This is a genomic window from Streptomyces kanamyceticus (genome assembly GCF_008704495.1).
GTDB lineage: Bacteria > Actinomycetota > Actinomycetes > Streptomycetales > Streptomycetaceae > Streptomyces > Streptomyces kanamyceticus.
Genome location: NZ_CP023699.1, coordinates 2,201,203 through 2,226,494 on the forward strand (window position 1 = coordinate 2,201,203; position 25,292 = coordinate 2,226,494).

Annotated in this window: 22 protein-coding genes and 1 pseudogene; 15 read left to right on the forward strand and 8 right to left on the reverse strand. The window is 70.5% G+C overall.

Annotated elements, in window-relative coordinates:
* Nucleotides 1-87 precede the first annotated feature (87 nt).
* Nucleotides 88-1,578: an LCP family protein gene (locus CP970_RS08820; RefSeq protein ID WP_055554925.1), complete on the forward strand. Its 1,491-nt coding sequence runs from the start codon at nucleotides 88-90 to the stop codon at nucleotides 1,576-1,578.
* Here CP970_RS08820 and mgtA read toward each other — a convergent pair.
* Entirely contained in the window at nucleotides 1,569-4,145 is a 2,577-nt protein-coding gene (gene mgtA / locus CP970_RS08825) for a magnesium-translocating P-type ATPase (RefSeq protein ID WP_055554923.1), read from the reverse strand. The genes CP970_RS08820 and mgtA overlap by 10 nt on opposite strands.
* Nucleotides 4,138-4,509 carry an ArsR/SmtB family transcription factor gene (locus CP970_RS08830; RefSeq protein WP_055554921.1) on the reverse strand — a complete coding sequence of 124 codons (372 nt, stop codon included), beginning with the start codon at nucleotides 4,507-4,509 and terminating at the stop codon, nucleotides 4,138-4,140. The genes mgtA and CP970_RS08830 overlap by 8 nt, the downstream gene beginning before the upstream one ends.
* 177 nt (nucleotides 4,510-4,686) lie before the next feature.
* Between CP970_RS08830 and CP970_RS08835 the strand changes: the two genes are divergently transcribed.
* The 3 genes and pseudogenes from CP970_RS08835 to CP970_RS46200 form a co-directional block, all read left to right on the forward strand.
* A complete protein-coding gene (locus CP970_RS08835; protein ID WP_055554919.1) occupies nucleotides 4,687-6,132 on the forward strand; it encodes a glyceraldehyde-3-phosphate dehydrogenase in 1,446 nt (481 codons plus the stop codon).
* Nucleotides 6,133-6,239: 107 nt separating this feature from the next.
* The gene (locus CP970_RS08840; protein ID WP_055554917.1) at nucleotides 6,240-7,139 is read left to right on the forward strand and encodes an aminoglycoside phosphotransferase family protein; all 900 of its coding nucleotides are present in this window, start codon (nucleotides 6,240-6,242) and stop codon (nucleotides 7,137-7,139) included.
* Between the two features lie 225 nt (nucleotides 7,140-7,364).
* Nucleotides 7,365-7,502: pseudogene (locus tag CP970_RS46200) on the forward strand (aminoglycoside phosphotransferase); the annotation flags it as partial.
* Between the two features lie 31 nt (nucleotides 7,503-7,533).
* Here CP970_RS46200 and CP970_RS08845 read toward each other — a convergent pair.
* A complete protein-coding gene (locus tag CP970_RS08845) occupies nucleotides 7,534-8,370 on the reverse strand; it encodes a helix-turn-helix domain-containing protein (protein ID WP_055554915.1) in 837 nt (278 codons plus the stop codon).
* 85 nt (nucleotides 8,371-8,455) lie between these two features.
* Between CP970_RS08845 and CP970_RS08850 the strand changes: the two genes are divergently transcribed.
* Nucleotides 8,456-9,256, forward strand: a complete 801-nt coding sequence (locus tag CP970_RS08850; protein WP_055554913.1) for an alpha/beta fold hydrolase — start codon at nucleotides 8,456-8,458, stop codon at nucleotides 9,254-9,256.
* On the opposite strand, the gene CP970_RS08855 is transcribed toward CP970_RS08850, so the two are convergent.
* The 4 genes from CP970_RS08855 to CP970_RS08870 all read right to left on the reverse strand — a co-directional run bounded on the left by CP970_RS08855 (nucleotide 9,253) and on the right by CP970_RS08870 (nucleotide 13,107).
* Entirely contained in the window at nucleotides 9,253-10,572 is a 1,320-nt protein-coding gene (locus tag CP970_RS08855; protein WP_150493140.1) for an RICIN domain-containing protein, read from the reverse strand. The genes CP970_RS08850 and CP970_RS08855 overlap by 4 nt on opposite strands.
* 126 nt (nucleotides 10,573-10,698) lie before the next feature.
* On the reverse strand, nucleotides 10,699-11,268 hold the full coding sequence (locus CP970_RS08860) for a hypothetical protein (RefSeq protein WP_055554908.1): 570 nt from the start codon (nucleotides 11,266-11,268) through the stop codon (nucleotides 10,699-10,701).
* Nucleotides 11,261-12,805: a helix-turn-helix domain-containing protein gene (locus CP970_RS08865; protein WP_150493142.1), complete on the reverse strand. Its 1,545-nt coding sequence runs from the start codon at nucleotides 12,803-12,805 to the stop codon at nucleotides 11,261-11,263. Before CP970_RS08865 ends, CP970_RS08860 begins: the two co-directional genes overlap by 8 nt.
* The gene (locus CP970_RS08870; protein WP_055550602.1) at nucleotides 12,802-13,107 is read right to left on the reverse strand and encodes a helix-turn-helix domain-containing protein; all 306 of its coding nucleotides are present in this window, start codon (nucleotides 13,105-13,107) and stop codon (nucleotides 12,802-12,804) included. Before CP970_RS08870 ends, CP970_RS08865 begins: the two co-directional genes overlap by 4 nt.
* Before the next feature lie 187 nt (nucleotides 13,108-13,294).
* Here CP970_RS08870 and CP970_RS08875 point away from each other — a divergent pair, with 187 nt between their 5' ends.
* The 9 genes from CP970_RS08875 to CP970_RS08915 all read left to right on the forward strand — a co-directional run bounded on the left by CP970_RS08875 (nucleotide 13,295) and on the right by CP970_RS08915 (nucleotide 23,493).
* Nucleotides 13,295-15,052, forward strand: coding sequence for a CotH kinase family protein (locus tag CP970_RS08875; protein WP_055550604.1), 1,758 nt, complete (start codon nucleotides 13,295-13,297; stop codon nucleotides 15,050-15,052).
* Entirely contained in the window at nucleotides 15,049-16,077 is a 1,029-nt protein-coding gene (locus CP970_RS08880) for a hypothetical protein (protein WP_055550605.1), read from the forward strand. Before CP970_RS08875 ends, CP970_RS08880 begins: the two co-directional genes overlap by 4 nt.
* Nucleotides 16,078-16,655: 578 nt before the next feature.
* Nucleotides 16,656-18,326: a pyridoxal phosphate-dependent decarboxylase family protein gene (locus CP970_RS08885; protein WP_150493144.1), complete on the forward strand. Its 1,671-nt coding sequence runs from the start codon at nucleotides 16,656-16,658 to the stop codon at nucleotides 18,324-18,326.
* A 168-nt stretch (nucleotides 18,327-18,494) separates the two neighbouring features.
* Nucleotides 18,495-19,913 carry a phenylacetate--CoA ligase family protein gene (locus CP970_RS08890; protein WP_055550610.1) on the forward strand — a complete coding sequence of 473 codons (1,419 nt, stop codon included), beginning with the start codon at nucleotides 18,495-18,497 and terminating at the stop codon, nucleotides 19,911-19,913.
* Nucleotides 19,914-19,965: 52 nt separating this feature from the next.
* On the forward strand, nucleotides 19,966-20,646 hold the full coding sequence (locus tag CP970_RS08895; RefSeq protein WP_150493146.1) for a hypothetical protein: 681 nt from the start codon (nucleotides 19,966-19,968) through the stop codon (nucleotides 20,644-20,646).
* A gap of 58 nt (nucleotides 20,647-20,704) precedes the next feature.
* Nucleotides 20,705-21,514 carry a hypothetical protein gene (locus CP970_RS08900; RefSeq protein WP_150493148.1) on the forward strand — a complete coding sequence of 270 codons (810 nt, stop codon included), beginning with the start codon at nucleotides 20,705-20,707 and terminating at the stop codon, nucleotides 21,512-21,514.
* 27 nt (nucleotides 21,515-21,541) lie between these two features.
* On the forward strand, nucleotides 21,542-21,970 hold the full coding sequence (locus tag CP970_RS08905) for a hypothetical protein (protein ID WP_055550617.1): 429 nt from the start codon (nucleotides 21,542-21,544) through the stop codon (nucleotides 21,968-21,970).
* A gap of 39 nt (nucleotides 21,971-22,009) precedes the next feature.
* Nucleotides 22,010-22,561 carry a hypothetical protein gene (locus CP970_RS08910; protein ID WP_150493150.1) on the forward strand — a complete coding sequence of 184 codons (552 nt, stop codon included), beginning with the start codon at nucleotides 22,010-22,012 and terminating at the stop codon, nucleotides 22,559-22,561.
* Nucleotides 22,562-22,683: 122 nt separating this feature from the next.
* A complete protein-coding gene (locus CP970_RS08915) occupies nucleotides 22,684-23,493 on the forward strand; it encodes a polysaccharide deacetylase family protein (RefSeq protein ID WP_055550621.1) in 810 nt (269 codons plus the stop codon).
* Nucleotides 23,494-23,514: 21 nt separating this feature from the next.
* On the opposite strand, the gene CP970_RS08920 is transcribed toward CP970_RS08915, so the two are convergent.
* Nucleotides 23,515-24,750 carry a cytochrome P450 gene (locus tag CP970_RS08920; protein WP_055550623.1) on the reverse strand — a complete coding sequence of 412 codons (1,236 nt, stop codon included), beginning with the start codon at nucleotides 24,748-24,750 and terminating at the stop codon, nucleotides 23,515-23,517.
* Nucleotides 24,751-24,855: 105 nt separating this feature from the next.
* On the opposite strand from CP970_RS08920, the gene CP970_RS08925 reads away from it, so the two are divergent.
* On the forward strand, nucleotides 24,856-25,287 hold the full coding sequence (locus tag CP970_RS08925; RefSeq protein ID WP_055550625.1) for an SRPBCC family protein: 432 nt from the start codon (nucleotides 24,856-24,858) through the stop codon (nucleotides 25,285-25,287).
* The last annotated feature ends 5 nt before the right edge of the window (nucleotides 25,288-25,292 follow it).

A 25,292-nucleotide genomic window follows, 5' to 3' on the forward strand; every position in this document is an offset into this window, starting at 1 on the left:
CCTCTTGATGGTTGCTACATTGCGCAACTGTACAACTAAGGGGCGGGTCAGTCCTCCCCTCCGCATGAGCGATTCGAGGGCGCACTCATGACGACCGGCCGACAGGAGAATCCGGCGCGCCGCAGGCGGAAGGCCCCGCCGTCCCGGCACGGCAGGAAGCGGCGCAGGCGGCTGCGGCTCGTACTCGGCATCGCCCTTTCGCTGCTCGTCCTCGCCCTGGCGGGCGGCGGCTGGATCTATCTGCGGCTCTCGGGGAACATCGAGACGTTCGACGCCGACGGGCTCGCCAAGAACCGTCCGGACGCCGCGTCGTCCAAGGGCGAGAACGTCCTCGTCATCGGTTCCGACGCGCGCACCGGCGGCAACTCCGCGCTCGGCGGCGGGGACAAGGACGACATCGGGCGCTCCGACACCGCGTTCCTGCTGCACGTCTACGCCGATCACCGGCATGCCGTCGCCGTCTCCATCCCGCGCGACACCCTGGTGACCATCCCGCCGTGCAGGCTCCCCGACGGGAGCTGGACCCAGGAACAGCCCCACACGATGTTCAACGCGGCCTACTCGGTGGGCCAGACCGCCAAGGGCAATCCGGCCTGCACCCAGAACACGGTCGAGAAGCTGACCGGACTGCGCGTCGACCACACCGTCGTCATCGACTTCAAGGGCTTCGCCTCGCTCACCGACGTCGTCGGCGGCGTCGACGTGTGCCTGCCCAAGGACGTCTACCAGGGCAACCTCAACCCGCACCGCACCACGCGCGGCGCGAAGCTGTTCAGCAAGGGCGAGCAGAGCGTCTCGGGGCAGAAGGCCCTGGACTACGTACGGATCAGGCACGGCATCGGCGACGGCTCCGACATCGGGCGCATCAAGCGCCAGCAGGCGTTCGTCTCCAGCCTGCTCAAGAAGGTGAAGGACGAGGGCTTCACGCCGACCAAGCTGCTGCCGCTCGCCGAGGCTGCCACCAAGTCCATGACCGTGGACCCGGGGCTCGGCTCCGCCGACAAGCTCCTGTCGTTCGCGATGTCCCTCAAGGACATCGACCTGCACAACACCCAGTTCATCACGATCCCCTGGCGGTACGAGGGGCAGCGCGTCGCCATCGTGGAACCGGACGCCGACGCGCTCTGGGCCTCGCTCAAGGACGACCGCACCCTGGACGGCGCCGACGCGGGCGGCGAGCACAAGGAGGGCAAGGCGAAGCAGCCGAAGCCCGCGGCGGGGGACGGGATCAGTGTCGCCGTCCAGAACGGCACCACCACCGACGGGCTCGCCGCGCGCGCCGCCAAGACCCTCAAGAAGCACGACTTCACCGTCACGGCCACGACCGACGCGGCGAGCAGGGATCACACCACCACCGAGATCCAGTACGGCCCGGGCGCGGGGCAGAAGGGCCGGGCCGAGGCCCTCGCCACGCTCTTCCCCGGAGCCGAGCTGAAGTCCGTCGCCGACCTGACGCCGGGCACGGGGCTCCGGCTCGTCCTCGGCAGTTCCTACCGGGGCGAGCAGCCCTCCGCCGACCTCACCAAGGACACCCGCTCGGCCGCCGACAACCCCTGCTCCGACCTCTCCTACGGCTGAGCCTGCCGGGTCCGGACGCCGACGAGCACGAGGACGTACACCGCGAGGATCCCGGCGAGCAGCGCGTAGTACGGCAGCGGGAGCGAGGTCAGGCCGAGCGGGCCGCCCAGTGGGGTGAGCGGCAGCAGGACGCCGATCGCGGCGAGCGCGGCGGCGGCCGCGCGCAGGGGTCCTGGCGCGGGGCGCGGTCCGGTGCGCAGGAGCAGGATCACCAGGGCCTGGGCGAGCAGGTTCTCGGTGAACCAGCCGGAGTGGAAGGCCGCCGCGTCGTCCCACGCGCCCGCGGTGAGCGCGAGCGCGCCGAACGTGGCGAGGTCGGCAAGGGCGCCGAGCAGGCCGTATCCGGTGATGAACCGCAGGAAGGAGCGGGGGCGCAGGACGGTCGGGCGGCGCAGGGCGGCGGGCGCGGGGCGGTCGTGGGCGAAGGCTAGCTGGGCCGCGTCGAAGCACAGGTTCTGCACCAGGACCTGGACGGGCAGCATCGGCAGGAACGGCAGGAGCAGCCCCGCGGCGAGCATCGCGATGACGTTGCCGAGGTTCGAGGAGAGCGTGATCCGCAGGTAGGTGGCGATGTTGCCGCTGCTGTGCCGACCGGCGGCGATGGCGTGGCCGATCGCGGTCAGGTCCTTGTCGGCGAGCACCACGTCGGCGCTCTCGCGGGCCACCTCGACACCGCCGCGCGGGCAGATGCCGACGTCGGCGGCGCGCAACGCGGGCAGGTCGTTGACGCCGTCGCCGAGGAATCCCGTGGTGTGGCCGTGCCTGCGCAGGGCCGCGGTGATCCTGGCCTTGTGCTCGGGGGTGCAGCGGGCGAAGACCGTGGTGGTCGCGGCGAGTGCGGCGAGCGCCTCGTCGGTGAGGGCGTCGATGCGGTCGGCGCCGACCACGTCGCCCGGGTCGAGGCCCAGGTCACGGCAGGCGCGGGCCGCGGTGGCCGGGTGGTCGCCGGTGAGGACCTTGACGGTGACGCCGCGCTCGGCGAGGCCCGCGAGGGCGTGGTCCGCGCCGGGCGCGAGCGCGTCGCGGAACGCGACGAGGCCGCGCAGGGTGAGGCCGCGCTCGACAGCCGGGGTGTACTCGCCCGTGCGGGCCGGGCGCTCCGCGGTGGCGACGGCGAGCACGCGCAGCCCGGCCGCGGCCCTGCGCCCGGCGTGCGCGAGCACCTCCTCGCGTTCGGCGTCGGTCAGCGCGCAGCGTTCCACGACCGACTCCACGGCACCCTTGACGATCAAGGTGCGCTCGCCGAGCGCGCCCGGCATGCGGACCACGGCGGTGGACACGCGGCGTTCGGGGGTGAAGGGCAGCGCGGCCACGCCGTCGTGGGCCATCGCCTCTTCGGGGTCGACGGCGTCGAGGAGCGCCTCGTCGAGGGCGTCGGGTGCGGGCAGGTCGGCGAGTTGCAGGGTCCACCAGGCGTTCGCCGCGGCCCAGCCAAGGACGTCGGGCGCGTCCTGTCCCGCGGCGTCGTAGGCCCCCGCGACCTCGGGTCTGTCCTGGGTGAGCGTGCCGGTCTTGTCCACGCACAGCACGTCGACCGCCCCGAGGTCGTGCAGGGCGGGCAGCCTCCTGACGATCACTCCATGGGTACGGGCGAGCAGCGCGGCGCCCCGCGCCAGGCAGGTGGTGACGATGACCGGGAGCATCTCCGGTGTCAGGCCGACGGCGACCGCCACGGCGAACGGCAGCGTCTCTAGGCCCCGGCCGCGCAGCGCCGCGTTCGCCATCAGGACCAGCGGCGGGGTGATCAGCATGAAGCGGATCAGGACCCAGGAGATGCCGTGCACGGAGCGGTCGAAGGCGGTCGAGGCCCGTGGCCCCCGGCCGGTGTGGGCGGCGGCGAAGCGGGTGCCGGCGCCGGTGGCGACGACCACGGCGGAGGCGCTGCCCGAGGCGACGCTGCTGCCCTGGAAGCAGAGGTGCGGCGGGGTGAACGCCCCGTCGGCCGTGCCCCCTCCGGGGCCGGGCGGCTCGGTCGCCTCCTTGGCGACCGGGGCGGATTCACCGGTGAGCGCCGACTGGTCGACGGTGAGTCCGTGCGCGCGCAGCAGCCGTACGTCGGCGGGCACCAGGTCGCCGGGGCCGAGCCTGATCACGTCTCCCGGCACCAGTTCGTCGACGGGGGTCTCACGGGTGCGGGGCGCGGCCTCGGCCGTGTCCCTGCGCCGCACGGTGGCGGTGCTCGCGACGAGTTCCCGCAGGTGCCGCACGGCGTTCTCGGCGCGGTGCTCGCCGTGCGAGCGCAGCGCGCAGCTGACCGCGACGAGCGTGAGGATCACACAGGCGGTGCCCCAGGAGGCGACGGCGGCGGAGACCAGGCCGAGGACGAGCAGGACCGCGGTGAACGGGTCGCGCAGGCTGCGGACGAGCCGGACCGGCCAGGAGACCGTGCGGTGGGCGGGCAGCGTGTTCGGCCCGTACAGGGCGAGGCGCTCGGTGGCGTCCTGTTCGGTCAGGCCGCGCGGGGTGGCGTCGAGGGACCGCAGGACGTGCAGGGGGGTGAGGTCGCCGGGGCCCGCGCCGGGCAGCCGGTTCTTCCGTGCCGCTCGCGGTGCCAGGCGCTCAGGCACCGGTCCCGCGCAGCCGCCGCACCGGCGCGGCGTCCTGCCCCGCGCGCTCGGTGAGCTGGCCGACCATCAGCCTGACCACGGTCACGATGTCCGGGTCGTCGACGTAGTACACCTGGCGGCGGCCCTCCCTGCGGGCCCGCACGAGGCCCGCGAGCTTCAGCTTCGACAGGTGCTGGCTGACGGCGGGCAGCGCGCCGCCGACCCGCTCCGCGAGGCCCGTCACATCGCTCTCACCCTCGGCTAGGAGCCACACGATGTGCAGCCTGGCGGGGGCGGCGAGCAGTCCGAACGCCTCGGCCGCCCGGCCGAGCACCTCGCTCGACGGGTCCTCCTGCCGCTCGGCTCCCCCGGCCCGTGCCGTCACTGTCCGCTCCTGATCGTTCCGCTGTTCGGCTGCTCGGCTGTTTCGCTGTTCCGCCCAAGTCTAGGGCGCGGTACGGGCTCGGTCCGATGGCCGGGATCGTGTGGCCGGGAGCCGTCCGCAAGATCAAAAAGGCGTCGGGTTAGCATATGAGCGCCGCCTAGCTCGAAAGATAAACTCGTGACTGTCAATGACGACTCGTTCACCAACTGGAAGACCCGCGAGGAGATCGCGGAGTCGATGATCCCGCTCATCGGGAAGCTGCACCGGGAGCGGGACGTGACGATCCTGCTGCACAGCCGCTCCCTGGTGAACAAGTCGGTGGTCAGCATTTTGAAGACCCACCGCTTCGCCCGGCAGATCGCCGGTGCCGAGCTCTCGGTCACCGAGACGATGCCGTTCCTCCAGGCGCTCGCCGACCTCGACCTCGGCCCGTCCCAGATCGACCTCGGCATGCTCGCCGCGACGTACAAGGCCGACGACCGCGGCCTGTCGGTCGCGGAGTTCACCGCGGGCGCCGTCGTCGGCGCCACCGGCGAGAACAAGATCGAGCGCTGCGCGCCGCGCGACGTCGTCCTCTACGGCTTCGGCCGCATCGGCCGTCTCGTCGCCCGGCTGCTCATCGAGAAGGCCGGTTCCGGCAACGGCCTGCGGCTGCGCGCCGTCGTCGTCCGCAGGGGCGGCGAGCAGGATCTCGTCAAGCGCGCCTCGCTGCTGCGCCGCGACTCGATCCACGGCCAGTTCCAGGGCACGATCACCGTCGACGAGGCGAACAGCAAGATCATCGCCAATGGCAACGAGATCAAGGTGATCTACGCGGGCGACCCGTCGGAGATCGACTACACGGCGTACGGCATCAAGGACGCCATCCTCATCGACAACACCGGCAAGTGGCGTGACCGCGAGGGCCTCTCGGGGCACCTGCGCCCCGGCATCGACAAGGTCGTCCTCACCGCGCCCGGCAAGGGCGACGTCCCGAACATCGTGCACGGCGTCAACCACGACACGATCAAGCCGGACGAGCAGATCCTGTCCTGCGCCTCCTGCACGACCAACGCGATCGTGCCGCCGCTGAAGGCGATGGCGGACGAGTACGGGGTGCTCCGCGGGCACGTGGAGACCGTCCACTCGTTCACCAACGACCAGAACCTGCTGGACAATTACCACAAGGCCGACCGCCGCGGCCGTTCCGCGCCGCTCAACATGGTCATCACCGAGACCGGTGCCGCGTCCGCCGTCGCCAAGGCGCTGCCCGACCTCAAGGCGCCGATCACGGGCAGCTCGATCCGCGTGCCCGTGCCCGACGTCTCGATCGCGATCCTCAGCCTGCGGCTCGGCCGCGAGACCACCCGTGACGAGGTCCTCGACTACCTGCGCGACGTCTCCCTGACCTCGCCGCTCAAGCGTCAGATCGACTTCACCAGCGCGCCGGACGCGGTCTCGAACGACTTCATCGGCTCGCGGCACGCCTCGATCGTCGACGCGGGCGCCACCAAGGTCGACGGCGACAACGCGATCCTCTACCTCTGGTACGACAACGAGTTCGGCTACTCGTGCCAGGTCATCCGGGTCGTGCAGCACGTCTCCGGCGTGGAGTACCCGACGTACCCGGCACCGGCGGTCTGATCTTCCGGTCCTGGCCCCCTGCCCCGGCGCGCGCTCCTCGTTGTTCGAGGGGCGCGCGCCGCGTATAGCCTGTGGCCCATTGTCTTCGGAGGGGCTGGGGCTCGGGCATGACAGAGGTGGACCTGGAACTGGTGCGGACCCTGCTGCGCGAGCGGCACCCGGACCTGGCGGAGCTGAGTCTGCGGCTCGTCGACGGCGGCTGGGACAACCAACTGTGGCGCCTGGGCGATGAGTTGGCCGTCCGTCTGCCGCGTACGCCGCGGGCGCCCGACCTGCTGCGCAAGGAGTACGAGTGGCTGCCCGCCCTCGCGCCGCGGCTGCCGCTCCCGGTGCCGGTCCCCGTACGGTTGAACGAGCCCTCCGCGCGCTTCCCGAAGCCGTGGATCGTCGCGGCCTGGGTGCCGGGCGAACCTGCCGACAAGAGCGTGATCAGCCGCACCGCCCATGCGGCGGGGGCCCTCGCCGGGTTCCTCCGCGCGCTCCACGAGGACGCGCCCGCCGAGGCGCCGGGCAGCTCCGACCGCGGTGTTCCGCTCAAGACCCACGCCGCCGGATTCGACGCGGCGTTCGAGGAGACGGCCACCGCCGAGTCCTTCTCCTCCCAGGAAGCCGACACGCTCCGGGGCATCTGGGACGACGCCCTCGCCGCGCCCGACTGGGACGGGCCGCCGCAGTGGCTGCACGGCGACCTGCACCCCGCGAACGTGGTCGTCGCCGACGGCACCCTCACCGGAGTGATCGACTTCGGCGAGGTCTGCGCGGGCGACCCGGCGACGGACCTCGCGGCGGCGTGGCAGCTCCTCCCCGAGGGCGGCGCGGCCCACTTCTTCACCGAGTACGCCCGCGCCGACGAAGCGACGGTCCGCCGCGCCAGGGGCTGGGCCCTGCGCACCTCCCTCGGCCTGCTCAGCGTCGGCCGGGCGGGCGAACAGGGCCTGCCCGGTGGCAAGACGACGTGGGGGACGGCGGGGCGGGGGACGCTGAAGCGGCTGCTGGCTTCGACCTGACGGGGACGGCGACCGTCCTCGGCCCGACGGGGGCGCCCACCACCCTCGGCCCGACGGGGGCGCCCACCACCCTCGACCCGACGGGGGCACTCACCCCCCTCGACCCGACGGGGGCGCCCACCACCCTCGACCCGACGGGGGCACTCACCACCCTCGACCCGACGGGGGCACTCACCACCCTCGACCCGACTGAGGCGGCCACCACCCTCGACCCGACCGAGACGCGCGGGCGATCCGGCGACGGACCTCGCGGCGGCGTGGCAGCTCCTCCCCGAGGGCGGCGCCGCCCACTTCTTCACCGAGTACGCCCGCGCCGACGAAGCGACGGTCCGCCGCGACAGGGGCTGGGCCCTGCTCTCATCGCCCTCGCCCGACCGAGACGCCCCCCTCAGCCCTACCGAGGCACCCCCGTAGGCCACGCCCGGTCGTCCACCGTCAAGAAAGGCTCGTCCACCACTGCCGACGGGGTCGAGCCCGTGAACGTCATGACGTCCCTGTGCAGATGCGACTGGTCGAAGTAGCCGCTGTCCGCCGCGACTTGGGCCGCTCCCCCGCCCCCGAGCATCCGGTGCACCGCGCGGTCGAAGCGGACCAGTTTCGCGGCGCTCTTCGGGGGCAAGCCGACGGCCGCGTGGAAGCGGGACCACAGGCGTTTGCGGCTCCAGCCGAGCTCCGTCGCCAAGTGGTCGATGCGGACGAGGCCCCCGCTGGCCACGATCCGTTTCCAGGCCCAGGCCACCGCCGGGTCCACCGGCGAGCGCGCCGCGCACCGGCGGGCGAGCAGCGCGTCCATGAGTGCGAAGCGGTCCTGCCACGAGGGCAGTTCGTGCAGCCGCTCGCGCGTCCGGGCCGCCTCCCTGCCCCACAGGTCGTCGAGGGAGACCGCTCCACCGGTCAGTTCGGCAGGGCCGACGCCGAGGAGCGTGCCCGCGACCACGGGCGACAGGCGTACCTGTACGCACTCGGCCTGTTCGCCCCGCGCCCGCACCCCGCCCCCGGAGCCGAATCCGGGCCCGGCGACGAGACTTCCCCGGTGCAGTCGCCCCGCGGCGTCCTCCATGGCGGCCTCGCCCGCGCCGAACTCCAGGACCAGCATCACGGCCGGGTGCGGAACCACCCGCAGCTCACCGGCGAGCGGCCCCGGCACCCGGAACCCCGCCATGTCGACACCGGCGACCCGGCCGGGCCGCAGCGGACGTGCGACGTCCCACGCACCGGTGATGGACCCCATCGTCGAATGCTAGGCGGTGCCACGCGGGCCGGGGAAGGAACATTCGTCCAAGCCTCGGACGCCCGGCGGGAGCCACCGTGGGCCCATGACTTCTTCCGCGCCCTCCGAGGACGCCATCCTCCACATCCTGCGCGACGGCCCGCGCGACGCCCCCGCCCTCCTGCTCGTCCACGGCACCGCCACCTCAAGTCGCTCGTGGGACAGGCTCGTTCCGCTCCTGACCACGTCCCATCACGTCATCCGGATCGACCTGCCGGGACACGGCCGCTCGGCCGAACCGGTCGGCCGCGGCTACGAGACCCCGGCCCAGGCGGCCGCGCTCGGCACCGCGCTCGACCGGATCGGCGTCGAGCACGTCGTCGCCGTCGGCCACTCCAGCGGCGGCTACGCCGCCACCGCCCTCGCCGAGCTGCGGCCCAGCCTGGTGACCGCACTGGTGCTCATCAACACCGGCCCCTCCATGGACGCCTTCGCGGGACCTGAGCCCGCCCCGATCGACCCGACGCTGTGGCCACCGACCGACGAGCAGATCCGCGGGTTCGCGAGCACCGCTTTCCGTGCGGGCTTCCCCGTCCCGCCAGAACTCGTCGACGAGCTGCGCGCGATGACCTACGACGCGTTCACCGCCTCGATGCGGGCGTCCACCGCCTATGTGCGGGAGCGGACGCTCCCGGCCCGCCTGACGGCCGTCGGCAAGCCGCTGCAGGTGATCTTCGGCGACCAGGACCGCAGGTGGCGACCCTCGTCCGCCGACGACTACCGCGTGGTGCCCGGCGCCCGGGTGACCATGCTCCCCGGGGCCGGACACACCCCCGTCCTGGAGGATCCCGAGCGGACCGCCGCGCTCGTGCTGGCCTTCACCAGGACCCACGGCACCCTTGCTTAAAGGGACAGGTCCGAGGGGTCGCGGTCTTCCCAGGCCCAGCGTTGGTTGGGCTCGTCGGTACAGGTCGAGGCGCCGGCCAGGGCGCTGTCGCCGGTCTTGTTGCCGAGCACTTCGAGGCACCGGCCGGAGTACGAGTTCTTGATGATGATCTGGCCGGGGCTGTCGGCCGCGTATTTCAGGAGCCAGGACTGGGCCGGGTGCGCTTGCGTCCCGCAGTCCCATTCGTGGACGTAGGCGCCGTTGCTCGCCCTGGTGCCGCCGTTCACGTCGAGGCACTTGCCGGACGAGGAACTGACCAAGGCGTAGGTGCCGTTGACGGTGCCGCGGAACTTCCACTTCTGGTTCGCGCCGCCCCGGTCGGTGTAAGTGATGACATGGGTGCCGTTCTTGGTGCCGCCGCCCTGGACGTCGAGCACTCGGCCGTCGTTGCTGTAGCTGCCGAGGGAGAACTCGGCGGAGGCCCGCAACGTGGCGAAGTCGACCGCGTAGTGGTCGGGGGACATGCCGTACTGCCGCCGCCCCGAGTACCCGTTGACGGCGCGACTGGCCACCATGTAGTCCAGTTCGCCGCCGCTCTGCTGAGTGGCCTGGTGGCTGCGGTAGATGTAGCTGTTGGCCGGCACCGTGAGGTTGTCGGGGTCGCGGTTGTAGTCGCCGAGGGCGGCCCAGTCGTGGCCCCAGGGGCGTACTGCCTGGTCGATCGTTCTGAGCATCGTGGCATCGTCGTTGCCGCCCAGTTCGTACGGGCGGCGCCGCGAAAGGCCGTGCAGGGTGACGAACACCGTGTGGCCGAGGCGCACGCCGAACGCGGCCCGGCTGTTGTCGAACGCCGCCGGGAACATCCACACTCCGTCGGCCTGTTGCTCCGTGACGATGGCCAGGTTGACCCGGTGTCCCGTGGGGTCGGTCTCCATGAAGTAGATGTGGTAGATCTGGCCGCGGGTGCTGCTACCGGGCTGCCAGGTGTAGTGGTCGACGGTCAGTTGCCCTTCGGTCCACGAGTTCTGGAACGTGCCAGGCGGGCGCGGTCCCGCTTCCTGCAGCGCGACGACGTCGTGGTGTGCGAGCAGCCTCACGACGTCCGAGGTCCACTTGCTCTCGTTGTACGACGTCTCGCCCTGCAGGTTGTAGGTGAGCGGGCGGTGGTCCTCCAGGTTCGCCGCACTGGCGGGCGCGGGGAACCCGATCAGGGCCGCCACGGCGACGGCCGCGGCCACCGCGCTCCTGGCCCAGCGCCGGGGCCTGCCTCGCCCCGGCGGCTCGGCACCGGAGCCGTCGCGTCTGTACCACCAGGACGACGACAAGATTCTTCGCACAGCCGTGCCCACCTTCACTCGGAGGTCGTGGGTCGATCACTGCGGCACAAAGTACCCATAGCGGTGCATAAATATCGTGATAGACGGAGCCGGACATAGCCGGAGCCGGACACGGACACGGGAACGTCAGGCGGCGAAGCCCACATTCGAGACGTACTCGTACTGGCCCCACTGCGAGCCGAGATCGACGATCTGGTCCACCCACGCCGCGTCCAGGGCGCTGTCGTCGCCCTGGGCCCAGGCGTCCACGATGCGGTCCCAGCGGCGGATGTTCAGGGTGCGGAACTCCAGGACGCGCTGGTGGGGGCGCGGCACCTGGGACTGGTTCAGGGGGTGCAGCTCGACGCGGGTGCCGCCGCGGGCGTTGAGGCGGCCGAGCAGATGGCGCGCCACGTTCTTGCGGCGCACCGCGCGGTAGGCGGCGTCGACGCGTTCGAGGTTCTTCCGCGACGGGCCGCGCCTGCCCTCGAGCCAGGCCTTGAGCGTACGGTCGGTGACGGTGAGCCCGGCTTCCCGCGCGGCGGCGCGGGCGTGCTCGGAGCGGGTCAGGTAGCGCAGTCGCGCCATGAGGCCGCGCCGCGCGGTGACGGGCGTCGCGATGCCCCCCGCGAGATCGTCGAGGCGGCGCGCCACGACCTCGTGGCCCTTGATGCCGCGGGCCCCGAACTTGCCGAACTCCTGTGTCTGTTCAGGCACTTGACGCTCCTTGCTCGGCTTGCGCGGCCCCGTCACGGCCGACGGTGTAGCGGTCCTTGACCTTCACCTCGGCGACCCCGCGGCCCTCGGGGAAGACGCTCTGCCAGTCGCCGATGACGTGCAGTTCGTCGGTGCCCATCGCGCGCACCACCGTCAGCCCCTCGTCGTACGCCTTGAACGCCTTCATCCAGAGGTTGGTGAACGCCTGCGACCTGATCAGGTGCATCCAGTCGGGGCGGTACAGCTCGCGGTTGTAGTTCGACTCCCCCATCGTGGAGACGAACTTGGAGTACATCGCCTTCACGTACTCGAGGGTCACCTCGTCGCCCTCGGAGATCGCCCGGTCGCGCGCGTCCTTGAGCGCCACGCGGAACTTCTCCAGGAGCCCCTCGGTGGCGCCCGACGTGTACGACTCGTGGATCTCCGGCGGGTCGCACAGACCGTACTTGGGCCCGGAGAGGCGCAGCAGGAGCCGCAGCGTCGGCTCGGTCACCCACAGCGGGCCCGGCTCGTCGCGGTTGCCGAGGGGGTTGGGCAGGACCGCGTCGTGGTGCCATTCGGGCGGCGTGACGAGGTGTACGCCCGCGCGGCGGCGGTCGTGGTCGAAGCCCGCGGAGTGCTCCAGCTGACCGATCGGCAGATGGGTCTTGAGCGCGGAGAGGTAGGCGCCGTTGATGTCGAGGGCGATCACCTCGTGGGCGCCCTCGGGGAGTTCGGGTCTGGCCCATTTGGGGCGGCCCTCCCAGACCTGGTCGGCGCCCTTCGCGCTCTGCTTGCGCAGGACGTCGGGGATCCAGGGGTGGGCCACGATGTCGTAGCGGCCGCCCTTGCGGGTCTCGTCGAGGAGGGCCATGGCGTCCGGGATGGCCCGCTTCAGGAGCGCCGCCGCGGCCGCGTCGACGTCGCCGTCCGCCCGGGCGAGCGCGGCCGACACCGCGTCGCCGATCAGGTCCGGTACGTCGGAGGCCGCCTGCACGCGCCGTCCGACGGGCACGATCCGCTCGCCGCGGCCGGGGGTGCGGACGGTGCGGGTGGCCGGGGCGGGTGCGGGCCGCGTCGGCTCGGGTGCGGGCGTGGGGCGCGTCGGCTCGGGTGCGGGTGTCGCGGGTGCGCACTGCGCCGGGTCGAGGTGCTGCGGGAAGCCCTCCACCTGCTCCGTGGCGGGCCGCCCGCACAGGACGCACGGCTCGGGCCTGGCGAGCGGGACGGCTTCGCTGTCGGCCGAGGAGTGCGCATCGGCGTCCGCCACGTCCGTCGCGGACCCGTCGGAGGACTCGCGCTCGGGCTCGGCCTCGGGCTCCGTCCTCTCCCGCGCCGCCCCCAGGAAGTACGCGTACTTGTCCCGGATCTCCCCGGTCGGTTCGCGGCCCGACTCCCAGCCGCCGACCGTGGTCGGGCTGACACCGATGGCCCTGGCGACCTGCGCCTGCGACAGGTGCAGGGCCTCGCGCAGCGCGCGGCGCTCCGCGACGGGCGGGAGTTCGGCCTCGGGACCGCTGGCCGCGAGCAGCGCGTCGATGGCGTCGAAGTCGCTCACCGGGCCGCTCCCTTCGCCGCCGTCTCCGCGCCGCGCCGACGGGGCACGGTCCGCCTGCGCCCTGCGGGCAGGGACTCGCACGCGCGCGTGGGGCCCGCGAGCAGGTCGAGTACGCCGATGCCGAAGTGCCCCGCGATCGCGTCGCAGTCGTCCAGGGACCAGGCGGCCGCGCCGGACTGACGGCGTGACACCTGGGTCGGGTCGACGCCGAGAACCTCGGCGATTCCGGCCTGTGTGTCGCCGGTGACGTGCATGAGCGCGGCCACCGCGGTCCGCAGGCGCTCGGCGGAAGACATCCCCATGTGGACACCCTAACGATCACCGGCAGCGGACGCACGCACATGGCGGATTCCGCATGTCCACGGCGTGTCGCGCATTTCGGGTGCGGCCCTGTGGGCGCGGGTTCCGACCGGAGGTAGGGCCGGTAATCGGCCTGGCGGTCATGTGGAGCCGGGCGTAGAGAAAGGAGTCCACCCCTCGGGAGGCCGCATGGACAGGACCACGGACAGGATCATGGACAAAGGAACGTTCCGGGACAGGTTCAAGAATCAGGCAGTGGTGCTCTCCGGGCTGCCGCGGGGCACCGGCCGCAGGCTCGCCGAGCAGGCCAACGCGACGGCGGGGCCCGGCGACGCCGCGCTGCGCACGAAGGCCGAGTTCGGTGTGCTGTTCGACCTGTTGCTCGCCCAGCAGGGGGACGCGGCGAGCACCGAGGGCAGGCTCGTGCTCCAGGACGCGCAGGGGCAGCCCACCGTGATCGGGCAGATCGTCCAGGCGTATCTCGACGCCGCGCAGGACAAGACGGAGTTCTTCGCGCACGGCCTGTACCGGGTCGCGGTCACCGGGTGGCCGCCCGGCCTGCTGACCGCCGACGAGGTGATCGTGGCGCCGCCGGGGGCCCGGCTGACGATCGCCACGAGCGAGGCGCCGGACGCGGAACTCCTGTCGACGCCCGCGTTCTCGCTCGTCAACAGCGGCAACATGACGGCCCACGCGCCCAAGCGGTCGTGGAAGATCGACCTGGAGGTCAGGGCCAGCGAGGACCGGCTGCACGGCATGGAGCGGGTCAACCTCAAGGCGATGTACAACGACCCGTCGCAGATGCGGGAGGCCGTGGCCTGGCGGCTCCTGGAGCGGGCGGGCGTCCCGGCGGCGCAGCACACGTACGCGACGCTCTCCCTCAACGACCGCTACATGGGCCTGTTCTCGGTGATCGAGCAGGTCGACAAGAAGTTCCTCAAGGACCACTTCGGCAAGAACGCCGACGGCAACCTCTACAAGGCGTACTACGGAGACGTCGGCGCGGCGACCCTGGAACACCGCACCGGCACGGACGGCACGGACGGCGGCCGTCAGTACTTCACCGCGGGCAGTCTGGAGGACGACCGCACCTACCGGCTCAAGACGAACGAGGACGACCCGACCGCCAACACCTACGACGACCTGGCCGTCCTCGTCAGGGCCGTCAACGGGGTCGGCCTGCCGGGCGCCGAGAGCCGGTTCGCCTCCGACGCCTTCCGGTCGTCGGTCGAGGGCGTCATGAACGTCCGGGCGTTCCTGCGCTGGGCCGGGGCCAACGTGCTGCTGGGCAGCTGGGACAACTACTTCGCCACCCCGGCGAACTACTACCTCTACAACTCGGGGCGGCTCGGGGACCCTTCGGGCTTCGTCGACCGCCCGTACTTCACCTTCGTCCCCTGGGACTACGACAACAGCTCGGGCATCGACTTCTTCGCCACCCAGTGGCAGTACACGGACCTGCTCGACTGGCCCGCGATGAGCCGCAACTACTGCCGGATCACGCACGCCCCGCACGAGACGTCGCACCTGCCGCTCTTCACCAACCTGCTGCGGCACCACGACTTCTGCCAGTACTACCTGGACCACCTGGAGTTCCTGCTCGACACCGAGTTCGGCCCCGAGCGGGTCGCCGAGCTGATCGGCGCGGAAGGCTCGGGCCGCTCCGACGGCCTGTGGCAGCTCATCTCGGGCGCGGCGTACGGAGAGTCCGACAGCCCGCACGGAAAGCCCTTCACCGGGCGGCAGTTCACCAACGACGAGGTGTACAGGGCCGCGTACCGGCAGTGGGAGCTGAGCCGGGGCTCGCAGTTCACGTACGGGATCTTCCACTACACGCGGATGCGCTACGACAGCGCGCGACAGCAGCTCGCCGAGCTGCGCAAGACCTACCCCAACGGCGCGAGCGGCGCCGTCTTCCCCGGTGCCCTGGAGGTGCTGCCGTCATGACCGCGGCCAAGAAGCAGCAGACGAAGGCCGGTTCGGCCAAGGCGTCGGCCGAGCTGCGCCTCATGAAGGAGGCGAAGATCCGGGACCTGATCGGCGACGCCGCGGGCGACCGCCTGGAGGCGAGCGGCGTGCTCTACCGCGACGGCGTCTTCCTCGTCGTCTGCGACAACCTGCCCTTCTTCATCCGGATCAGCGGCGAGCTGTCGCCCAAAGCACCGGAGAACGGCGCACTCGGCACCAACCGCCCCGCAAAGGCGACTTCAAAGAAGGCGAGTCCCAAGACAAAGGAGAGCCCTAAGGCAAAGGGGCAGAAGGGAAAGGAGAGCAAGGGGAAGGAGAGCAAGGAGGACGCCACGGCTCAGGCCGAGGGGTACGAGGATCTGGCCTACGACCCGTCCGGCGAGCGTCACTTCACGCTGAGCGAGGCCGTCCCCGTCAAACCCAAGGGGTTCCGCGCCCGGGTCCAGGAGTACGACGCCCGGCTGCGCCCGCGCGGTACCGCGGTGCTCGACTTCGCGCTGTCCGACGCCAACAAGGGCCTGGAGGGCCTGGAGTGGGTGGAGCGGGGCGGCACCGGGTACCTGCTCGGGCTCTGCGAGGGCAATCGCTGCACGGGCGGCAAGGAGGGACGCAAGCCGGGCGGCGGCCGCATCCAGGTCTTCCGGCGCGGCACCGGCCGGTGGGACCGCACGGACACCATCCGGCTGCCCGCCTCCCTGCCCTTCGAGGACTACAGCAGCGTGTCGGTGCGCGACGGCAGGATCGCCGTGCTCTCCCAGGCGTCGTCCGCGCTGTGGGTGGGCCGCCTGTCGCCCAAGAAGTGGCAGGTGGACGAGGGAACGGTCTACTCGTTGCCGACGGACGACAAGGGCCGCGCTGTCTACGGCACGGCGGAGGGCGTGTCCTGGATCTCGCGGGACCACGTCGTGGTGGTGTCGGACCGGGCGAAGAAGGGCCAGGAGAACGACCACTACCGCGCGAAGGACCAGTCGATCCACGTGTTCCTGATTCCGTCCGGGGGCTGATCCCGCACTGAACGACGGACGGGCCACCGGGCCGGTGACGCGCGACGCCGCGCGTCACCGGCCCGCTCCGTTCGGGCCGCGGCGTTCGACGGCCCGTGCCGGGTCGCGGCACGCGCGCTGGCCGGATCGCCGCAGCGGAGGGGGAATCAACCGGCCGGTAGTCGACACCGCTCGAGACCGGTCAAGAACCTTCCGATTCGATCGCGACAATGGCAGGAAACGGGTTGCATGTGACCAAGTGCGGCCGCTGTCCTGCCCTTTCACCATTCTGCCGCGCACATGCCGGAGGCACGGTGTCCGAAAACGATGGAGCGCATCTGGAACCTCGTATATCTGCGGTTACATGTGTGGCTGCTGTTGATTGACGAACCATCAGATGGTCCGCGCCTTTTTTCGGACAGTCCCCGGAGTTTCGATTTCTCGTTGAATCGACAGCGCCTACGGTGGTCGCTGTGGGGGCACAGAACGCACCCGTGGGGATACGCTGCGCAAGGGGTTCGAGGGGGAATGCCGTGCAGCCGTCGCCGACCGCGGGCTGCCGGAAAGGTCATTTGCGGTCCGGTTAGACCAGCCGGACCGTGAGCCTTGCGTCGACGATCTCCGCGAAGAAGAACGCCGGACGAACTCCGCACCACACCCGGGTGCCGTGCGCCCTGCGCACGCATGTCGGGCTACACATCCATGTCGGGCTACTACGGGGGATTTCCAAGGGGGGGACCCTAGTGACGGAATCTCGGTCGAGTGATCCCGGATCCGAACAGAGTGGTTTACTGCTCCAGGCATTCGATCCGCAGCTGTTCCGGGAGAACTCAGAAACCGCTCTCTCCAAGCTGGAGAAGCACCTGTCGGACATCTCCATCAGGGGCCTCGAGCTGATCGATCCCGCGAGGTTGTCCGAGGCCGCGAGGGCCTTGATGACGACCGACCACGAGAGCGTCGCCGCCTTCGACGAGGAGAGGCTGGCGGGGATCATCGACCTGTACATCAGGACCGGGATCCAGGTGCAGTCGCCCGGATACATGGGGCGGCAGTTCTCCGCCCCCGTGCCGGTCGCGGGCGTCATGGACTTCGTGAGTTCCATGCTCAGCCAGCCCGCCTCGTTCTACGAGGCGGGTCAGCTGCCCAACGCGGTCGAGCGCATCATGGCCACCGAGCTCAACCGGTTCATCGGCTGGGACCCGGAGCGCTTCACCATGGTGACCACCTCGGGCGGCTCGCTCGCCAACCTCACCGCGCTGCTCGCCGCACGCAACGAGAAGCTGCCCGGCTACTGGTCAGAGGGGGGTTCGGCACTGCGCGGCCAGCCCCGCCCCGCGATCGCGGTGGGCGCCGACGTGCACTACAGCATCGCGCGGGCGGCCGGCGTCATGGGCATCGGCGACGCGCAGCTCGTCCGCCTGCCGCTCAACAGCCGCCAGCAGATCGACGTGAGCGAGGCGCGCGCGACCCTGGACGCGGCCGAACGGCAGAACCTGAAGGTGTTCTGCCTCGTCGTCTCCGCGGGCAGCACGCCGGTGGGCGCGTTCGACCCGATCGACGACCTCGCGGACATCGCCCGCGAGCGGGGCCTGTGGCTGCACGTGGACGGCGCGCACGGTGCGAGCCTGCTGGTCTCCGACACGCTCCGCGACAAGCTCAGGGGCATCGAGAGGGCGGACTCCCTGACGTGGGACGCGCACAAGATGATGTTCGTCCCCGCCCCCTGCACGATGCTCTTCTACCGGAACAAGGAATCGAGCCTGGCGGCATTCCGGCAGAAGGCCAGCTATGTGTTCGAGGAGGAGCAGGACATCTACACCGCCTTCGACAGCGGAGGCAAGAACTTCGAGTGCACCAAGCGTCCTATGATCATGACGCTCTGGGCCCTGTGGGCACTCTACGGAAGGGCGCTGTTCGCGGAGAAGATCGAATATCTCTGCCGACTGACACAAGAGGCCCATGACGTCGTGCGGACCGACCCAGATTTCGAGACCCTGCACCGTCCGGAAGCCAATATCCTGTGCTTCCGTTACCATCCGGCGGGGCTCGAAAGGAAAGACGTGCACCGCCTTCAGGTCGCCATCAGGAATCGCATCAAACTCGAGGGGAATTTCTTCATCTCGAAAGTCGATGTCGACGGCGTGGCCGCACTGCGCGTGGTCATGATGAACCATCAGATCACCGGCGAACACTTCCGGATGCTGCTCACCGAAATCCGGAGAACCGGGCAGGACCTGCTCAACCGCGAAGAGGGAACAGCAAAAGCTTAGAGGGGACGGATGTTGAGTACATCTCACGCTCCACAGGTAACGCGTGTTCCACCGGCCGCACCGGCTCCGGGCGGCGCCCGGGAACTTGCCAACTGGCTCATACCGGACTGGGAGTTACACCCGGAATCGGTTGAAGCCGTCACCGTACTTCCCTCGTTCGCGAGCAAGATGCGCGAATGCGAGCGGGTCTGCCAGACGCTCTACAGCGAGGTCTCGCACGAGATCCAGGACGCCGTCGTACAGCGCCGTCTCCAGCAGCTGGTCAACACCGCGATGCTCAATCCGCTGTGGCGCGAACGGCTGCGCGGCGCGGGTGTCACCAGCGCCCCCACGACGTTCGAGGAGTGGCAGCGCGTCCCTTTGTCGGACAAGGACGTCCAGCGCGACTTCTTCATGGACACCCGGCCCGGTCTGGTGGTCCCCCTCACGCGCGGCGACTTCGAGGTCGTGGCGAGCGGCGGCACCAGCGGGGGGCGACCGCTCGAAGTCGTCTACGCCCTGCGGGAGTTGCGCGACACCTATGAGATCGCCGGTCGTTTCATGGGCGCCTATCAGCTGGCCGGGCACCTCGCGGGCACCGACCCCAAATGGCTGTTCACCACGCTGGCCGACTACCAGATGTGGAGCAGCGGCACCATGGTCGGCGGAGTGCTGCAACAGGTGCCCGGCGTCAACTACGTCGGCGCGGGGCCCGTCACCGCCCCCGTCCTGGAGCACATGTTCTCCTACCGGGGCCCCAAGGCGCTGATGGGGATCTCCGCGGGCATCGCGATCCTCGCCGAGCTCGGCGCGGGCATGCGCCAGGAGTACCGGGACAGCTTCCGCGTCGCCCTGTACGGCAGCGGCGTACTGCCCCACCGCAAGCGGGTCGAACTCCAGGCGCTCTACCCGAACCTGGCGATCCTCAGCTACTTCGCCGCCACCCAGGCGGAGACGATCGGCCTCCAGCTCGACGCCGCGTCGCCCTATCTGTCCTCGGTGCCCGGACTGCACTACATCGAGATCGTCGACGAGGAGGGGCGTCCTGTCCCCGAGGGCGAGGAGGGCGAACTCGTCGTCACGCGCCTGCACGCACACGAGGCGCCGCTGCTCCGGCTCAAGCTGGGCGACCGGATGATCCGCAGGCCGCGCACGGAAGGGCCCGGCCTGAAGACCCAGCAGTTCGAGTTCGCGGGCCGCACCGGCGACGTGCTGCACATCAACGACAGCCAGTACTCGGCGGCGCGCGCCTACACCGCGGTGTGCGACGAACTGAAGGCGGCCGACGTCGTCGACCTGGCCGAGGTCGCGCACGACGTGCAGTTCGTCAACTACCGCGAGGCCAAGACGATCACGCTCTTCGCGGCGGTGGACGACGTGCTCGGCCTGACCTACCGGGCGGACGCCGTCCTCGGCCCCTACGGGGCGCAACAGCTGTTCGTGAACGCCCTGCCGCGCGCGCTCTCGCTGTTCAACCACGGCGAGGCGAACGCCGCGTCGATCGAGCGGACCGGCTACACCTTCCAGCTCAAGTTCGTGCCCAGGCTCTCCGCGGAGATCGAGCGGACAGCAGTCGGAAAGGTCCCGCTGGTGCGGGACCGCGGCTAGGCGCGGGGCACCGCGCGCAACCACCAGGTGCGAGGACAGGAGTGGAATGACCGTGAGTGGAACCAAGTCGCAAGTGAACATCATCGCCGTCGTCGACGTCATCGGGGCGCTGTCCACCAAGTCACTGCAGGACGGCAACCTCTGCATGGTGGACGACGGTTCGTCCAACAGCTCCCATCAGGGGACGCCGAACCTCGTGACCGTCGTCAAGCCCGGCCAGACCGTCTCGTGGACCGCGCTCGCCGTGGATCTGCAGACACCCGTGGAGATCAAGAACATCTCGTTCGTCCCGGCGAACGGCCAGCGCGGCCAGCACGACCAGAGCGGCCTGCAAGGACAGCAGGGGCAGCAGAGCCAGCAAGGACAGCAGGGGCAGCCCGGTGCGTACGGACAGGGCACCTACGGGCAGGGTGCGTACGGCCAGTCCGGCCAGTCCGGCCAGTTCGGTCAGCCCGGCCAGAGCGCCTACGGGCAGGGCTCCCCCGGTCAGTCCGGCCAGAGCTCCTACGACCAGAACTCCTACGGCCAGAGCACCGCGGGCCGCGGCTCGACCGCCCACGCCCAGGAGGGCGGCGACCCGGCGAGCGCCAAGCTCGACCTCGACGTGTGGACCGGCGTGGTGCCGTCCTGGATGGCGCGGGGCGTGGCGTACACGTACCGCCTGGAACTCCAGATGTACGACGGCGTCGACAGCGTCATGCACGTCGACTCCCCCGCGTTGATGTGTCAGTAGCGGCCGGCCCGACAACGGCGACGACGGCAAAGCCGGGAACGACGACAAAGGCGGAATCATGCCCCAACAGTTGGCGATCATCGTGCTCGTGGACGTCGGCAACGCGCTCACGTCCAACACCCTCGACGGCAACACCTACCTGTTCGACAACATGAAGCTGCACGGCTCCGAGAACCAGGGCAGCGACGGTCTCGTGACCGCGATCCACGGCTCGTACTGGCGGGACGGTTCGCAGGCCAGCGAGCAGGTGCTCAACTGGCTGCCGTACAGCCTGGGTTCCATCCCGCCCACCGTGCCGCGCGGCTACGAGGTCGAGCGGGCCCGACAGAGCGACGAGCAGGCGCTCGCCGAACTCCAGGACCTCGCCGCCAAGTCCACGGTGCCGAGCGCCGACGCGGCGGCCGAGCTCAACCGCATCCGCAAGAACGTGGGCACCCGGGTCAAGACCACCCGGCGCACCCGCGGCCGGATGTCCGGGCAGAAGATCGTGGACGTCACCGGCCAGGTCGTCACCGACGACGCCACGGCAGCGGCCAGCTACCCCGCCCCGGTGATCACCGACATCTACGGCGAGGCCGTGGACGCGAAGATCATGTACCCGGCGGAGTACGGCTCCCCCGACATGGTCACGGACGGCTGGTACTGGTCGGCCTCGGTCGATACCTCCCGGCCCGGGACGTACTCGTACACGATGCGCATCCAGCTGCACCGGCTCGCGCAGACGAACGGCGAGCTCCGGTGGGATGCGGTGAACCTGACCTGCTCCTCGTCCCTGAAGATCACCTCGGAGCCGCGGCGCAACGCCTTCACCAAGGCGGGTGTCGGCCAGCTGCCGATCCCGACCACCCCGCCCGCCCAGCGCGGCTGAGTATCCCCATCGGACGAGGAGGAACAGATGACCACCAAGCCGAGGCGGGAGACCGCCGCGAAGCGGCCGATCTCCATCACCGCCGTCGTGGACTGCGTGGGCGCCCTGGCGGCCGGCGATCTCCGGGGCCACCTGTACATGTACGACACGAACAAGGCCGGCGGCTCCACCGGGTTCGGCAGCGAGGAGCTGCAGACCAAGGCGGTTCGCGGGGATCAGATCCTGTGGAACTGCCTCGCCCTGGAGTGTGAGGCGTACGTCGCCATCGAGGACATCGTGATCGACCGCGAGGTGTGCGAGCCGGAGCGGAAGGTGTACCCGGGCACCGATGTCGCGTACTGGATCGGCACGGTGAAGAAGGCCGACGCCGGGCCGATCACGTACCAGCTCAAGTTCAAGCTGGGCACGCGGGACCAGCCGATCAGCACCACCCTGTCGTCGTCCCTCGTCGGCTAGGGACCAGGCAGTCATGGCGGCGTACGCGAAGGAGGCACGGTGAGCACCACTACGCGCAGTGGCGTGGAGAAGCAGAATCCCGGTCAGCTGAACTCGGTCCAGCTCAACATCGTGACGCTCATCAACATGGAGCGGGCGACGGACACGGGCTCGCTGAGCGACGCGATGTACATGATGGACAACAGCATCGGCGGCAAGGGCCAGGGCACGCCCTCCCTCGAAACGGTGTGCAAGCAGGGGCAGGTCATCAACTGGATCGTGCGCCCGATCGACATGGAGAAGCGCCTGGACGGCACCTGGCCCCCCATGCCGAAGATCAACAACATCGTCTTCCTCGACACCGAGCTGGGTGACGAGGAGGACGTGGCGGAGCGCCGGATCTTCAACGAACTGAAGATCTACGGGATGCCCGACCGCGTGCGGGACAAGTACACGCCGGTCTACTACTACTGGGCGGGCACGGTCATGAGCACCGCGAAGCCCGGCCTGTACCGGTACCGCGTCGTGCTGGAGCTGGAGCAGGAGGGCAAGAAGGAGAGGCTCTACCTGAACACCTCGATCCACCCCTCGATCAGGATCATCCCGACCTGACCGACCTGACCGACCTGATCCAACCTGACCGACGGGAGGAGCGGCCCGGTGCCGGGCCGCTCCTCCCGTCGGCACCAGGGGCACTATGAATGGGGTGTATACCCCACATGTATAGTGCTCGCATGCCTGCCGTGAACATGACTTCCCCCCACAAGACCACCCGATCGACGAAGAGGGTGCGCCGTACCGCGTCCGCTCTCGCCGCGGGGGCCGCCCTCGCCCTCGCGATGACCGGGTGCACCAAGCTCGACACCACGTCCCCCGCCACGGTCCGTACGGATGCGGCGGACGCGAAGGCCGCCGACCAGGGCAAATTCGGCACGGTCGACTGCCGCAAGGCCAAGTGCGTGGCCCTCACCTTCGACGCGGGGCCGAGCGAGAACACGCCCAGGCTGCTGAAGATCCTCAAGGAGAAGAAGGTGCCCGCGACCTTCTTCACGCTCGGCAAGAACCACATAGAGAAGTACCCCGAGCTCGTGAAGCAGATGGACGCCGAGGGGCACGAGGTCGCGAGCCACACCTGGTCGCACAAGATCCTCACGAAGATCGACGCCAAGGAGGCGCGCAAGGAGCTCGAGCGCCCCAACGAGGCGATCGAGAAGCTCATCAGCAAGAAGCCGACGCTGATGCGCCCGCCGCAGGGCCGCACCAACGACGACATCAACAAGCTCTCCAAGGAGCTCGGCCTCTCGGAGATCCTGTGGTCCGTGACCGCCAAGGACTACACGACCAATGACTCCAAGCTGATCGAGAAGCGGGTCCTAGACCAGACCAAGCGCGACGGCATCATCCTGCTGCACGACATCTACAAGGGCACCGTCCCCGCCGTGCCCGGTGTCATCGACGGGCTGAAGAAGCGCGGCTTCGTCTTCGTGACCGTGCCGCAGCTGCTCGCGCCGGGCAAGGCCGAGCCGGGCAAGATCTACCGCTAGGCGCCGCCCCCGGGGCGCGCGTCACCACGTCAGGTGCAGCGCCTCGGGAGCCCGGTGGATCAGGGTCGGCCGCATCGTGACGTCCGGCCGGTCGTCGGCGAGCCGGAGGCCGGGCAGGCGCCGGGTCAGCAGCTCCAGGGTGATCCTCAGCTGCTCGCGGGCGAGCTGGGCGCCCACGCACGCGTGCGGGCCGAGGCCGAAGGCGAGGTGGCGGCCGCCCTGCCGCCGCTCGATGTCGAAGACGTCCGGGCACGGATGCCGGGCGGCGTCCCGACCCGCCGCCCCGAACGCCACCAACACCTCGCTGCCCTCGGGCAGTTCGGTGCCCGCCAGGGTCACGGCCCGGGTGGTGACGCGGCGGAAGGCCTGCAGCGCCGTGTCGTAGCGGGCCGCCTCCTCGATCGCCGCCGGGATCCGTGCGGGCTCCGCCGTGAGCCGCTCCCACTGGTCCCGGTGGCGCAGCAGATGGAACACCGTGGTGCCGATCAGGGCCGTGGTGGTGAGGTGCCCCGCGAGCAGGAAGTTCTGCAGCTGCGCGACGAGTTCGTGACGCTGTTCGAGGGTGAGGGGCTCGTCGGCGGGGCCGGGCGCGAGTGAGGTGACGAGCTCCGTGCACAGGTCGTCGCGCGGCGCCGCCCGGCGGTCGCGCGCATAGCCGTCCAGGATCTGTTGCATCGTCACGATGTCCTGGGCGAGGGCCACTTGAGCTGCCTCGCCCATCGGCCGGAAGAGCAGCCGCTCGGTCTGGTGCCCGCCGTGCACGACCCTCGGTACGTCGGCGGGGTCGAGCCCGACGAGCCGCCCGATGACGTCGCCGGGCAGCCGCCGCGCGTACGCCTCCATCAGCTCGACGCGGCCCTGCCCCTGCCCCGCGAAGGAGTCGACGAGCGCCTCGGCCCGCTCCTTCACGTACGGCACCAGCGCCGCGACCCGCGCCCCCGAGAGCCCTCGGACCAGCGGCGCGCGCAGCCTCCGGTGCGCGGCGCCGTCCGAGCTCACCACGAAGGGGCGGCCCCCGAAGCCCTCTCCGAGGACGGCGAACGCCTCGGCCGACGGGTACACGTCGCCGCGCAGCACACGGGCGGACGAGAAGTCGTCGGGGCGGCGCAGGACCTCCCTGACATCGGCGTCGCGGGCCACCAGCCAGGCGTCGAACTCGGGGACGAAGGTGAGCCCGTCGGCCGCGCGGGCGCGGGCGTAGAGCGGGTAGGGATCGCGCGTCAACTCATCGAGCCTGTCGTGTCGTTGACGGTCCATGAGGCCCTCCGGGCGCCGATTGTGCAGCACGTGCCGCCCATCGTGGCGGAGCCCCCCGGCGGGGCGGAAGAGCGCATCGGGGCACCGACCTGGCAGGCTCGGGGCGTGGCTCACTTCCAGTTCACCAGGGACGTGCCCCTGCCCGCGTCCGAGACCTGGTCCCGGCTGACGGCGTGGGAGCGGCACGCCGACGCGGTCCCGCTGACCCGGGTGCGCGTGCGGACGCCGGGGCCCACGCGCGTCGGCACGGTCTTCGTCGCCCGCAGCGGCCTCGGTCCCCTCGGCTTCGACGACGTGATGGAGGTCGTCGCGTGGCACCCACCGCTGGGCACGGCGCCGGGCCGCTGCCGCCTGGAGAAACGGGGCACGTTCGTGACGGGCTGGGCGGAGATCGAGGTCTACCCGTACGACACGGGTTCCAGGGTGATCTGGCGCGAGGACCTGCGGGTACGCGCGCTACCAGCCGTGTTCGACGGTGTACTGGCCACGATCGCGACGCGCATGTTCACCCGAGCGGTAACCCACCTGACGCGATAAGGGGC